This is a genomic window from Polaromonas sp. P4_H1, from assembly GCF_056400945.1.
Genome location: NZ_JBFUKG010000014.1, coordinates 58,958 through 72,184, shown reverse-complemented (window position 1 = coordinate 72,184; position 13,227 = coordinate 58,958). Strand labels below are relative to the sequence as shown.

Here is a 13,227-nt window from a genome sequence, read left to right as displayed (position 1 = left end):
TTGGACATGGAAGGGGTCTCAATCGCTTTGAATCTTGAATCGTTGAATCAGCCTCAATCGGCGGTAATTTTTCCAGTGTCTATGACTTTCTTCCAGCGCGCAAACTCCTGCTGCTGGAAGGCGGCGAACTGGGCCGGCGTGTTGCCGACGATTTCAAAGCCGACGGACACGAATTGCTGCTTGACCTGCGGGTCATTGAGCGCGGCAATGACGGCGGCATGGGCCTTGTTGCGCACGTCGGCGGGCAGGCCCTTGGGCGCCACGACGGCTTGCCAGGAGTACACCTCCAGGCCTTTCACGCCGGCCTCGCCGAACGTGGGGACGTCGGGCAGGATCGCGGAGCGCTTTTGCGAGGTGATGGCCAGGGCTTTCAGCTTGCCGGACTTGATGTGCTGCACCACGGCATTGATGTTCTGGAACGAGACGTCGACCTGCCCGCCAAGCAGGTCGGTGATGGCCGGTGCCCCGCCCTTGTAGGGAATGTGTGCGCCGCTGGTGCCGGTCAGCTGCCAGAACAGCTCGGCCGTGAGATGGTCGCTCGACCCGTTGCCGGAGGAGGCGAAGGACATCTTGCCGGGATTCATCTTGTTGTAGGCCACCAGCGCGCCGACGGTCTTGTAGGGCGAGTTGGCCGGCACCACCAGCACGTTGGGCGCCTGGACGGCGACGGTGATGAGGTCAAAGTCTTTCAGCGCGTCGTATTGCATGCCCTTGATCAAATGCGGTGCAATGACCAGCGGGCCGAGTGACGTCACGAGGAAGGTGTAGCCGTCGGGCGCCGCGCGCTTGACCAGTGTGGCGCCAATGGTGCCGGTCGCGCCGGCCTTGTTGTCGACGACAAAAGGCTGGCCCAGGCTCTGGGTGAGCTTGGGGCCGATGGCACGGGCGACGGTGTCGGTCGAGCCGCCGGCCGGGAAGGGCACCACCAGCGACACGCTCTTGGTGGGCCAGGTTTGGGCCTGTGCGCCTGCGGCGATGGCCGCTGCGGCCAGACCCATCACGAGGGTAGATAAAAGTTTTTTCATGAAGATGTCTCGTGGGATGGCGGCGCTCACTGGGCGCCGAGTTTGGCGATCAACTGGCCGAGCTGTTCCATCTCGGCGGGCTTGAGGTCCGACAGCGGCGGGCGCACCGGTCCGGCGGTGTGGCCCACCAGCGTGGCGCCGGCCTTGACGATGCTCACGCCGTAGCCCTGGCCCTGGTTGCGCAGCGCAATGTAGGGCAGGAAGAACTCGTCCAGCAGGCGGTTGGTGGTGGCGGTGTCGCCGGCATGGTGCGCGTTGTAAAACTCTATCGCCGTGCGGGGAATGAAGTTGAACACGGCAGACGAATAAACCGGGCAGCCCATGGCCTGGTAGGCACCGGCAAAGACCTCCGCCGTGGGGAGCCCGCCGAGGTAGGCGAAGCGGTCGCCCAGCTTGCGGCGAATGGTGACGAAGGACTCGATGTCGCCGATGCCGTCCTTGAAGCCGATCAGGTTGGGGCAGCGGTCGGCCAGTATCAGCAGGGACTCCGGCGTCAGGCGGCAGCCGGCGCGGTTGTAGACGATCACGCCGAACTTGACGCTCTTGCACACCGCCTCGACGTGGGCCACCAAGCCCTCTTGTGTCGCCTCAGTCAGGTAGTGCGGCAGCAGCAAAATGCCCTGGGCGCCCAGCCGCTCGGCTTCCTGCGCGTAGCGAATCGCCAGCGTGGTGCCGCCGCCCGCGCCGGCAATGATGGGCATGCGGCCCTGGCAGGTCTGGATCGCGGTGCGCACGACGTCGCTGTACTCTTGCGGCTCCAGCGAGAAAAACTCGCCGGTGCCGCCGGCTGCAAACAGCGCCGTGGCGCCGTAGGGCATGAGCCACTCCAGCCGCTCGGCGAAAGGCTTTGCGGCAAAGCGCAACTGGCTGTCGAAGTCGGTCAGGGGGAACGAGAGCAGGCCGTAGGAGATGATTTTCTTGAGTTCTTGCGGGGTGGTCATGCGAAAGAGGTCCATGAAGAAGTGGATGGTTAGACAGACTCGGCGCCTTGATCATTGCAAGGTAGCGCTACCATCTGAGATCTGAATGGTAGCGCTACCGTTTTAAAAAATCAAGCAAAAATTGATGAGGGGTATTACGTATCAGGTATCCATCAGGCCCATATCCGGCCTGTCGGGCAGATCCGCGCATCTCCAGACATTTCCTGACCTCTTCAGGCATCTCCAGACCTTTGTGGGCCTGTCCGGTCGTCCGGTCATGGGCGGGGGCAAATACCGGCCGCTATCCGGCCGCTGCCCGGCGTCCATCAGGCGCTGTCGCGCTCGACAATCGTGAAGCCGATGTCGATGACCCGCTGCTCCACCGGCCGGCCTTCCGCCCGTTCCACAATGAAGCGGGCGGCTTGGCGGCCGATGGCCGTGCCATCAATGCGCACCGTTGTCAGGGCGGGGTTCAGGTCGGCGGCAAATTCCAGGTCGCCAAAGCCCACGACGGCCAGTTGCCCCGGCACCGCGATGCCGCTGGCTTGGGCCTGTGTCAGAACGCCCAGCGCCAGCAAGTCGGAACTGCAAAAGACGGCATCAATGCCGCCTGCGTTCTGCATCAGCTCGATCAGCGCATTGCGGCCGCTTTTCACGGTGGTGGGGGCGGGCACGGTCACCATCCGGACCTCGGGCAGGCCCGCCGCCCGTGCCGCCGCCTGGAAGGCCTGGTGGCGGCGCGTCGAACGCTCGTCGTCGCCCGCCACGATCGCCAGGCGGCGCCGTCCCTTGGCATAGAGAAAATCAACCACCGCGCGCCCGACATCGACGTGGGAAAAGCCGACCAGCATGTCCAGCGGGGTGGGCGTGAGGTCCCAGGTCTCGACCACGGGTATGCCGGCGGCCAGCAGGCGTTTGCGCCCCTCGGGGGAATGCATGATGCCAGTCAGCACAATGCCATCCGGCCGGCGGCCAATGATGGCGTCCAGCAGGGCATCCTCGCGCGAATCCACATAGCCGCTCTGGCCGAGCATCAACTGGTAGCCCTGTTCGGCCAGGGCATCCGTCAGGGCCTGCACGGTTTCCAGGAACACCGGGCCGTTGAGGGTGGGCACAACCGCCGCGACCAGGCGGCTGCGCGATGAAGCCAGGCCGCCGGCGAGCCGGTTGGGCACGTAGCCGGTACGCTCCACCGCGTCGGTGACCTTCTTCAGCACCTCGGCCGAAACCTGGGCGGGGGTGTTCAGGGCGCGCGATGCGGTGATGGGCGCCACGCCGGCAAGCTTGGCCACGTCATGCAGGGTGACGGCGCCGCTGCCCCGGCGGGTTCGTCGCGTCTGGGTGTCCGTTGGCGTGTCCTCATGGTTCATGGGCCGATTCTATCGACGATAGCGCTACCAGTCATGCGGGCAATTTGCCGGCACCATGTATACATGGCGCCAGCGCTGCCGGGAATTGTTGCGGGTGTTTCATTTGCCAGACCGGGGCTTGGCATCAAACTAAGGTTCAGACCAGTACAGACCAAGGTTCAAACCAAGGTCCAAACCAATATCCCGATGGGCCCGGCTTTTCGGCCAGCCCAGGAAGAAAAACAAGCTCCATGCAAAGACGTGAATTTTCGCAAGCCGCCGCCGCGGTGGCCACGCTGGCCACCTTTGGCTCCCTGATCCCGGCGGCGCGGGCAGCACCGGCGGGCCCTCTGCCGGACAAGGGGGCGGCGCAGCCCGACGGCAGAAACACCGCCCGGGTGGCGATGGGCACCAATCTTTCGGGCATGGAATGGGCCAAGCCAGGGCTGCGCTATGGCATGAGCAGTGCGCCCAATCTGCATTTCACCGTCCCGCGCAAGGTCGATGTGGCCTACCTGGCGGCCTGTGGCTACACGAGAAACCGCTTGCCCATCCAGTGGGAGCTGTTGCAGCCGATGCTGCACGACACCCCGGCCAACGCAGCGGCGAAGGCGGCGATTGGCAACCCGGGCGCCTTTCACCCCACGTATGAGGCCTACATCACGGGCGTGCTGGATGCCCACGCGGCGGTCGGCATGAAATGCATCATTGACAACCACAACTATGGCCGTTACCAGGACTTCCGGTTTCAGCCCGACGGGTCCGTCATCGGCCTGACCACGCCGCCGAATCCCTTGCTGCGGCCCTACACCACCGAGGCGGCCCAGGTGCAGGTGCGGATTTTTTCGCTGGCGCCTGGCGCCACGCTCACACAGGCCCACTTCGTGGATTTCTGGGCGCGCGCCGCGACGAAATGGCGGAATCACCCGGGGTTTGGCGGCTATGGCCTGATGAACGAGCCCCACGACATGCCCAAGCCCGGCGGGGTGATTGCGTCGAATGAAGAAGCCGTGAAGGGGGCGGAAGACCTCACCATCTGGCCCGCCTATGCGCAGGCGGCGATCGAAGCCATTCGCGCCATCGACACGGCCAATCCCATTTATGTGGCGGGAAACCAGTACAGCTCGGCCATGGTCATCGGAACCAAAAATCCCGGCTTTCCATTGCGTGGCAACAACCTGATTTATGAAGTTCACATGTACCTGGATGCGTTCAGCAATGGCGCCTCGTTTGACTATGACGCCGAGGTGGCGAAGAACTTCAGTGCAGGATTCGGCGCCGGCGCCATCCACCCCGGCACCGGCCTGGAGCGGCTCAAAAAGGCCACCGGCTGGGCCAGGGCCGCGGGTGTCCGGCTGGCGCTGACCGAGATCGGGATGCCGATAGACGACCCGCGCTGGGAGCCGATGTTCCTGCGGGCCATCACCCATGCCTATGAATCAGGTTGCGAGATCTACAGCTGGATGGGGGGCAATCATTGGCCCATCCACAACTACGCCATCAACCATGTGCCGGGCTGGCACCAGAACCAGACGCTGGAGCCGCTGGTGTCCGGCGTCCTCAAGGCCTCTGCCGGCATGGAACAGGCCCTGCTCTTCGACGATGGCCCGGGCTATGCGCTGGCCGGCGCGCCCCTCACGATCACCGTCTATGCTCGTGGCAACCTCGGCCGGCCCGTCTCACTGGCGGTGGCTTTGAAAGGGAAGGGCACGCTGAGCAAGTCGCGGCTGACACTGCCGGCCGGGCCGAATGGCCAGGACAGCTTCACCTACACGCCGGCGGAGAGCGAGGTCGCCACGCTCAGCTACACGGGCGCCGGCCAGTGGACGGGCCCGCTGCCGCCGCCGCGCAAGGTGTTCTCCCTGGCCGACCCGGCGGCCTACGCTGCCACCAGCCTGGCCGATGCCGCACTGGCCATCATTGCCAAATACGGTGCCTGCAAGTGGGAGCTTGCCGACGGGCACACCGATTACCTGCTGGGTGCACCCGCTGCGGCGGGCCAGGTGGTTCGCGCCATTTCGGACTCCGGCTATGGCTCCAGCCCGGGCAATGCGATGGAAATGATCAACTGGACCAACAAGGACAGCAGCACCATGGGTGCGATGTCATTGCCCGTCCTGCGCGTGACGAACGGCCGGAGGAGCTCGGACCACACGGCGCCCGATACCTTCGGCTTCTGGTGCAAGAAATCGGCCCCGGCAGCGGGCGTGCAGCCTCGCCCGAAGAACCGGGTTCCTTACAACATCGAGGACGCCCACTTCGCCCTGGCTTGCGTGAGCATCCCGGGGAAAAGCAACACCGGCGTGGTGTTCCAGGCCTCAAAGGCAGAGGCGCGCCAGGCCTCGGAGCTCGGGTTCACCAACGGCCAGCCGCGGGCCAGCTGGCTGGATGCCAAGGGCCAGACGGTGCAGCTGATCGGCGCGGACCGCCTGCCGGCCGATACGCCTGCGGTGCTGGCATTCACCTCGGCGCCCGGTGCGCAAAAGCTGCGCGTCAACGCGCAGGAGGTCGCGAGCAACAACGCCACATTCGCCCCCAGCGTTTATTCCCAGATGCTGATCGGCTGGGGCTACGTTGGCTATTACCCGCGTGAAGGTTTCAGGGGCCATGTGTACGCGGTGATCACCGGAAAGGGCGCACCGACGCCGGAGGAGATGACGGTGCTTGAACGTTACCTGGGCACCACGGCGGGCATGGCCAGCCTGAAGTAAGGCGACACTGTCGGGACAATTCGGTTGGGACGCGTTCGTCCGCCTATTCGATCCTGGCGCCTGATGCCTTGACGACATTGGCCATGCGTTCGTAATCCACCGCCAGCAGCTTGGCAAAGTCCGCGTTGCTCATGGCCTGCGGCTCAATGCCCTGCTTGTCCAGACGCTCCAGGATGATCGGATCTTTCAGCAGCCTGGCCATGGCCGCATTGACGCGGGTGATGTCGGCCGCCGGCGTGCCGGCAGGGCCCAGCAGGCCAAACCAGGAGTTGAACTGGTAGCCCGGCAGTCCGCTTTCGGCAATGGTCGGAACGTCGGGCAGATACTTGGACCGCTTCGGCGACGTCACGCCCACCAGACGGATGCGGCTGTCCTTGGCAAACGCCAGCGCGCCTATGCTGGCGGCAATCACGGCCTGCGCACGGCCGGAAATCACCTCGTTGATGGCCTCGCCCGTGGCCTTGAGCGGCACATGCACCACATCGATGCCGGCCAGGCCGTTGAAGTAGGCCATCGAGAGGTGCGTCGCGCTGCCGACGCCGGCGGTGGCGTAGTTCATCTTGCCGGGGTTGGCCTTGGCATGACGGATGAATTCGCCCGCGGTTTTGGCCGGCACATCGGGGTGGATCATCAGCACATAGTCGGCGGTGCCGATGTGCGCCATGGGTGCAAAGTCTTTCTGCGGGTCGTAGCTGAGTTTGGTGTAGAGCGAGCCGGCGATGTTGTGGCTGGCCGCCGCCAGCACCATGGCGCCGCTGTCAGCCGGGGATTTGGCCACATAGCCGGTGCCCACCGTACCGCCGGCGCCAGGCCGGTTTTCCACGATCACCGTCTGGCCCAGCGCGACGCCCAGTTCGGTAGACATCGATCGGGCCAGGATGTCCTGCACGCCGCCCGGGGCGAAGGGCACCACGATGCGTGCCAGTTTGGGATTCGCCTGTGCCAGCACGGTGCCTGCGCCAAGTGCCAGGCCTGCGGCCATGAAATCTCTGCGGTCCATTGCTTGTTCTTTCTGTTGGTTACTGGAGTCAGTTCACGCAGATTTCGTCAGCCAGGCGGCGCATGAAGCGCTCGCACCAGGCCAGTTGCTCCAGCGTGACCCATTCATTGGGTTGATGCGCCTGCGCGATATGGCCGGGGCCGCACACGATGGTCGGCACACCAGCCTGGTGGAACAATGCAGCTTCCGTGCCAAACGACACCTTGCCGGCACCAGTGCTGCTGTCCACGCCTGCGCATCTGAAGCACAGCTGCGCAATCGCGCTGTCCGCATCGGTGGCGAAACCGGGCAGCACCGAGTTGAGCTTGTGGGTGATGCCGGTCCCGGGGGCCACGGCCTGCATGGCCGGCAGCAGGCTGTCGGCAAATGCCTTGGCCTCATGGAACAGCGCCTCCGGCGAGTTCATGTGGTGGTGACGAATTTCCCAGGTCACATCGCAGTCGCGCGGAATGATGTTGAGCGCGGTGCCGCCGGCAATCACACCGGTGTGGATGGTGGTGTGCGGCACGTCGTAAATCGCATCGAACGGCCCCTCGGCAACCAGCCTGCGGTGCATGGACTTGAGGTGGGCGACGAATTCGCAGGCGATCTCGACGGCGTTGACGCCCAGCGGCGTGAGCGAGGAGTGCGCCTCGAAGCCGCGCACTGACGTCTTGTAGGCATGCTTGCCCTTGTGCGCAATCACCACCTGCATGCCGGTGGGCTCGCCCACGATGCAGCCGGCGGGCGTGTAGCCCTGGGCCACCATGTCGGCGATCAGGCGGCGCACGCCGATGCAGCCGACTTCCTCGTCATAACTGAAGGCCAGGTGCACGGGGCGCTTGAGCTTGCGCCTGAGCAATTCGGGCACCATCATCAGCGCCGTGGCGCCGTAGCTCTTCATGTCCGTGACGCCGCGGCCATAGAGCCGGTCACCCACGATCTTTGCGGCAAATGGATCGGTATCCCATGGCTGGCCATCGACAGGCACCACATCGGTGTGGCCCGACAGCACCAGTCCGCCCGCTTTCGTTTCACCGTTTTCCGCCGGGAGCGTGGCCCACAGATTGGCCTTGTTGCCGCTGTCGTCGTACGTCAGCCGGCATTGCACACCGAGCGCTTCCAGCTGCTCGCGTGTCCATTCGATGATGGGCAGGTTGCTGTCGCGCGACACCGAGGCAAACGAGACCCATTTTTCGATCAGGGGCAGGGCGGCCAGGTCGGCGGCCAGGACAGATCGCATGGCACTGCTGGAAAGGGGGGCGTTCATGGGAGAGCCTTTGTGAAAAGTCCGCGGGCGGGACTGGCGAAAAGGATGGTGGGTCGTCAAAATCGTGAGACATCTTATCTTTTTCCGCGGAAGCCCGTGGCCTGCGGCGGGCGGTCTGCGTGCGGTGCCAGGCGCTCGCCCCCGAACCTGGCGATAACAGGCGAGAATCCAGGGTTCCCTCCCGGGTTTCCGTTTCCATCCCTTCACGAAAGAATTCATGACCAGTCCCATGTACACCACCTCCATTCCCGTCTTCAAGCAGATGCTGGGCGGACTCAGGGAGGTATTGAGCAAGGCAGAAGCGCACGCGGCCGCCAGAAAGATCGAGCCCGCCGCCTTGCTGCAGGCGCGCCTGTTCCCCGACATGTTCCCGCTGCTGCGCCAGGTGCAGGTGGCCACTGACTTCGCCAAAAGCGTGTCAGCGCGGCTGGCCGGCGTGGAGGTGCCCAAGCTCGAAGACAGCGAGCAGACCTTTGCAGACCTGCAGGCGCGTGTTGCCACGGTGCTGGCGTTTCTGGAAGGGCTGGATGCGGGGAAGTTTGACGAGGCCGCCACGCGCGAGATCGTCACGCAGGCCGGCACCCCCAAGGAAAAGCGGTTTACCGGACAGTCTTACCTGCTCAATTACGGCTTGCCGCATTTCTTTTTCCACACCACCACGGCCTATGCCATCCTGCGCCACAGCGGTGTGGAAGTCGGCAAGAAAGACTACATCGGCGCGTATTAAGCAAGAAGCCAGAAGCAGGACGCAGGAAGCAGGAAGCAGGAAGCAGGAAGCAGGAAGCAGGAAGCAGGAAGCAGGAAGCACGAACGAAGCAGCAAGCTGCAAGCAGCCATGGGGCGGGGCGCAGGCCCCGGGTCCCCATCAGTGGTTGGGCAGCTTCTGGGGTACCGTTTTTGCGTAGGAGCTCGCCGGGTGGCTGGCCTGTTCTCCGCGCATCAGCATGTCTGAGTCGCGTATCGCAAAAATGCGCTCCAGATCGGTTTTCAGTTCGCTCTGGGGGTCGGGCTCATGGGATGGTTTTTGGGCCGGCTTTGGGGTCGGCGCGTGGGTAGGCGCGTGGGACGGCTCGTGGAACGATTTTCGGGCCGGCTCTTGCCACACCGAGCGGTCCGGCAGTTCCTTGTAAGGGCAGGTGTCGCCGACTTCCAGCTGCCATGAGATGCCATACAGCCACTCGGCGGCATGCGGCTCAAAACGCATGATGTCGACCATCAGCGCTTTCTGGAAAGCGACCGCATAGTTCAGCAGGCGGGAGTCCCAGTGCTTCATGACGAGGCGCACATACATGCCCTCCCCACGGCTGCGGCTGGAGACGACCAGCATCTGGCAGTCCAGCCAGCCCGGTGGAATGCCATGGCGGCGCATGACATCGCGCAGCAGAACCTGGACCAGCTGGCGCCGCAAGGAATTGGCCGACCCATCTTCGATGGTGGGCGGGCCTTCGGCGGCGATGGCCCTGGTCTTGGCCTTGGGTTTGACCGGCAGCGGTTTGGGACGGCTTTTCAGGCCAAACAGATCGTGGAAATTCATGGTGCATGCTCCCATCTGGTTGATGGCCGATTTGATATTTGTCACATCAAGTCGGCTCGCCCCTCTGCAAAACGGCTTGTAGGGCGTTACAAGGTGTTAGTGATGGTCTGCCTCCCCAACATGCGCGTCAAGTGACTTTGTTCCGCAGTGCACCAATTTTTTGCGTTATTGCCTTGTTGCAGCGCTGTGTAATCGTGTTTTTTGTGAATATTTACACGCACGTCAACATGCCGGCGGCATGCTCCGCCGGCATGGCTTCGCGATGGCGCGGCCTCAGTCCAGCGCGCTGGCCGGGCCAAAAAACTCGTAACGGGTCTGCGATTCAGGCACGCCCAACTCGCGCAGCTGTTGCCTGACCCGTCGCATGAAGGGCTTGGGGCCCAGGAAATAGGCGTCCACATCGCGCGAAGCCGGCAGCCATTGGGCCAGTTGCCCGCTGTCGACGAGGCCGGTGGCGTGAGGCCTGTCTGCCTCGCCGGCATGCTCGTCATAGACGTAAAAGTGCTGCAGTTGCGCGTGCCGCGCCTGCCGCGTGGCCAGCGCGTCGCGGAACGCATGGACCGATTTGTTGCGCGCAAAGTGGATGAAGTGCACCGGCCGCTGGCTCTGCAGTGCGGCGTCCAGCATGGCCAGCGTCGGTGTAATGCCGACGCCGCCGCTGATCAGCACCACCGGCTTGTCGCCGTCCGCCAGCACAAACTCGCCGGCGGGCGGAAACACGTCCAGCCCGCCGCCTTCCTGCAGCTCGTCATGCAGGTAGCACGACGCCACGCCGCCCGGCTCACGCTTCACGCTGATGCGGTAGTCGCGGCCATTGGGGGCTGCCGAGAGCGAATAGTTGCGGCGAATTTCCTCGCCGTTGATCACCAGCTTCAGGCCGAGGTACTGACCCGGTTGAAAGTCTGCCACCGCTGCGCCGTCTTCGGGCCGCAGGTAGAACGAGGTGATTTCTGCGCTCTCGGGGACCTTGCGCGCCACGATAAAACGGCGCGCACCGCGCCAGCCACCCGGCGCCCCGGCTGTTTCCGCATAAATTTTCTCTTCGGCGCCGATCAGGATGTCGGCGAGTTGCCCATAAGCGGCGCCCCAGGCGGCCAGCACCTCGTCGGTGGCGATCTCCGCACCCAGCACCTCGCGAATTGCGCGCAACAGGCAGGCGCCGACGATGGGGTAGTGCGCCGGCTCGATCTGCAGCGACACATGCTTGTTGATGATTTGCGCCACCAGCCCGCCCAGTTGCTCCAGCTTGTCGATGTGGCGGGCGTACATCAGCACACCGTTGGCCAGCGCCCGGGGCTGGTCGCCACTGGCCTGGTGCGCCTGGTTGAAGAACGGCCGCACCTCGGGGTGTTCGGCCAGCAGGATTTGGTAGAAATGGGTGGTCAGTGCCTCGCCGCCGCTTTCCAGCAGCGGTACGGTGGATTTGACGATGGCACGTTGTTGCGCGGTCAGCATGGGCTCTCCAGTAGGGGCAGGGCGCCCCGCACGATGCGAAGCGGACCCCTGCCGGCTATTTATTGCCAATACCCTGTACTCAATACTTGTGCCAGCTCATCCAGCTATATGAATCAACAACTTGGGACAAGCTGGAGTCAAAAAGATGCCATGCTAAAGTAGTCAATCAGATACTTGAAAGAGTCAATATGATTGCTCAGCCGATGCTGAAAGCCCTGGTCCCGCTGGTGGACGACCTGTCCCGCGAGATGCCCGACGGCGAGCGTTACCGTCGCCTGCTTGAAGCCGTGCGTGCCTTGCTGCCGTGCGACGCCACCGCGCTGCTGCGGCTCGATGGCGCTGCCCTGGTGCCTCTGGCCGTGAACGGGCTGAGCAGCGACACGATGGGGCGGCGCTTCAAAGTCGAAGAGCACCCGCGTTTCAAGCGCTTGCTGGAGGCTGACGGCCCGACGCGCTTTCCGGTGGACTGCGAGCTGCCCGACCCCTATGACGGTTTGGTGGAGGGGCTGCATGGGCACCTGGAGGTGCACGACTGCATGGGTTGCCCGGTGCAGGTCGGTGAAAAAACCTGGGGCGTGCTGACCATCGACGCGCTGAACAGCCAGCAGTTTTCAGCGGTGGACCTGGGCGACCTGCAGGCCTTTGCCAGCCTGGCGGCCGCCACCGTCAGCGTGGTGCAGCGCATGGAGCGCCTGGCCCTGCGTGCGGAAGATGAGCGCCAGCGTGCCGACACCTACCGGGAGCTGGCCGCGGAAAGCACGCCACCCGCATTGATCGGCCAGAGTGCCGCGCACCAGCGGCTGCTGGAGGAAATCGCCGTGGTCGGCAACAGCGAACTCACCGTGCTGATAACCGGCGAAACCGGCGTCGGCAAGGAACTGGTGGCGCAGGCACTGCATGCCGCATCGCCCCGCGCGGCGCGTCCGCTGATCAGCCTTAACTGCGCGGCGCTGCCCGAGACGCTGGTGGAGAGCGAACTGTTCGGCCACGTACGCGGCGCATTTTCAGGCGCGGTGACAGACCGGCGCGGCAAGTTCGAGCTGGCCAATGGCGGCACGCTGTTTCTCGATGAAGTCGGCGAGTTGTCCTTAGCTGTGCAGGCCAAGCTGCTGCGTGTGCTGCAGAACGGGCAATTGCAGCGCCTGGGCTCTGACCGCGAGCACCAGGTCGATGTGCGGGTGATTGCCGCCACCAACCGCGACCTGGCGCACGAGGTGCGTGCCGGACGTTACCGTGCCGACTTCTACCACCGGCTCAGTGTCTATCCGCTGGTCGTGCCACCGCTGCGCGAGCGCGGGCATGACGTGCTGCTGCTGGCGGGCTGCTTCCTCGAGCAAAACCGTTCGCGTCTGGGGCTGGGCAGTTTGCGGATGGACGCCGATGCCCAGGCCGCCCTGCTGGCACACGACTGGCCGGGCAATGTGCGGGAACTCGAACACCTGGTGGGGCGTAGCGCGCTGAAAGCGCTGGCGGGTATGTCGGGGCGGCCACGCATCCTGAGCCTGACGGCTTCGCATTTTGACTTGCCCACCCCGGCCAGCTGGGGTGCGCCGGCGCCTGACGCGCCCGCCAGCAAGAACGCCACAGCCCTGGAAGGGATTCCCGCCGCGGACGGCGCAGCGCCGACGGTGGATTTACATACCTCGATGGAGTCGCACCAGCGCCAGCGCATAGCGGCCAGCCTGGCGCGGCATCACAACAACTGGGCTTCGGCTGCGCGCGAGCTGGGCCTGCACCGTGCCAACCTGGTCAGGCTGGCGAAAAGACTGGGCCTTCGCGGGGAAGCCGGGAGCCCGCCTGGCAGGCTGCGTCCGGGCGCCTAAAACGCGCCGAAATAGGGAATTTGAAAGCGGACAGCGGTTCGGCCCAGGACTGGGCAACGCCCTCGGGGTTATCAGATTCCTGCCGTGTGCCGCGCGCCGGAGGCCCCGTTTTCAGCAAAGGTTGTCCGAAGACGGCCCGAAAAAAGCCGCCAGGACCTTGC

At 64.5% G+C, this 13,227-nt stretch carries 10 protein-coding genes; 3 read left to right on the top strand and 7 right to left on the bottom strand.

What is annotated here, in order from left to right:
• Positions 1-53: 53 nt before the first annotated feature.
• From AC1DS5_RS18005 to AC1DS5_RS17995, 3 genes are all read right to left on the bottom strand, one after another.
• The gene (locus tag AC1DS5_RS18005) at positions 54-1,025 is read right to left on the bottom strand and encodes a Bug family tripartite tricarboxylate transporter substrate binding protein (RefSeq protein WP_477719619.1); all 972 of its coding nucleotides are present in this window, start codon (positions 1,023-1,025) and stop codon (positions 54-56) included.
• 26 nt (positions 1,026-1,051) lie between these two features.
• Positions 1,052-1,966 (bottom strand): 5-dehydro-4-deoxyglucarate dehydratase, encoded by a 915-nt coding sequence (kdgD, locus tag AC1DS5_RS18000; RefSeq protein WP_477719618.1) that lies wholly within the window; start codon positions 1,964-1,966, stop codon positions 1,052-1,054.
• 305 nt (positions 1,967-2,271) lie between these two features.
• Positions 2,272-3,315, bottom strand: coding sequence for a LacI family DNA-binding transcriptional regulator (locus AC1DS5_RS17995; RefSeq protein WP_477719617.1), 1,044 nt, complete (start codon positions 3,313-3,315; stop codon positions 2,272-2,274).
• A 230-nt stretch (positions 3,316-3,545) separates the two neighbouring features.
• On the opposite strand from AC1DS5_RS17995, the gene AC1DS5_RS17990 reads away from it, so the two are divergent.
• On the top strand, positions 3,546-6,005 hold the full coding sequence (locus AC1DS5_RS17990) for a glycoside hydrolase family 5 protein (RefSeq protein WP_477719616.1): 2,460 nt from the start codon (positions 3,546-3,548) through the stop codon (positions 6,003-6,005).
• A gap of 43 nt (positions 6,006-6,048) precedes the next feature.
• On the opposite strand, the gene AC1DS5_RS17985 is transcribed toward AC1DS5_RS17990, so the two are convergent.
• Together AC1DS5_RS17985 and argE are read right to left on the bottom strand one after the other, a co-directional pair.
• Positions 6,049-7,005 carry a tripartite tricarboxylate transporter substrate binding protein gene (locus AC1DS5_RS17985; protein ID WP_477719615.1) on the bottom strand — a complete coding sequence of 319 codons (957 nt, stop codon included), beginning with the start codon at positions 7,003-7,005 and terminating at the stop codon, positions 6,049-6,051.
• 28 nt (positions 7,006-7,033) lie between these two features.
• Complete coding sequence (argE, locus tag AC1DS5_RS17980; protein ID WP_477719614.1) at positions 7,034-8,254, bottom strand: acetylornithine deacetylase; 1,221 nt, start codon at positions 8,252-8,254, stop codon at positions 7,034-7,036.
• A gap of 217 nt (positions 8,255-8,471) precedes the next feature.
• Here argE and AC1DS5_RS17975 point away from each other — a divergent pair, with 217 nt between their 5' ends.
• Positions 8,472-8,981: a DUF1993 domain-containing protein gene (locus tag AC1DS5_RS17975; protein WP_477719613.1), complete on the top strand. Its 510-nt coding sequence runs from the start codon at positions 8,472-8,474 to the stop codon at positions 8,979-8,981.
• A gap of 138 nt (positions 8,982-9,119) precedes the next feature.
• On the opposite strand, the gene AC1DS5_RS17970 is transcribed toward AC1DS5_RS17975, so the two are convergent.
• Together AC1DS5_RS17970 and hmpA are read right to left on the bottom strand one after the other, a co-directional pair.
• Complete coding sequence (locus tag AC1DS5_RS17970; protein ID WP_477719612.1) at positions 9,120-9,788, bottom strand: hypothetical protein; 669 nt, start codon at positions 9,786-9,788, stop codon at positions 9,120-9,122.
• Positions 9,789-10,061: 273 nt separating this feature from the next.
• A complete protein-coding gene (gene hmpA / locus AC1DS5_RS17965) occupies positions 10,062-11,243 on the bottom strand; it encodes an NO-inducible flavohemoprotein (protein ID WP_477719611.1) in 1,182 nt (393 codons plus the stop codon).
• A 188-nt stretch (positions 11,244-11,431) separates the two neighbouring features.
• Here hmpA and norR point away from each other — a divergent pair, with 188 nt between their 5' ends.
• Complete coding sequence (gene norR / locus AC1DS5_RS17960; protein ID WP_477719610.1) at positions 11,432-13,066, top strand: nitric oxide reductase transcriptional regulator NorR; 1,635 nt, start codon at positions 11,432-11,434, stop codon at positions 13,064-13,066.
• The last annotated feature ends 161 nt before the right edge of the window (positions 13,067-13,227 follow it).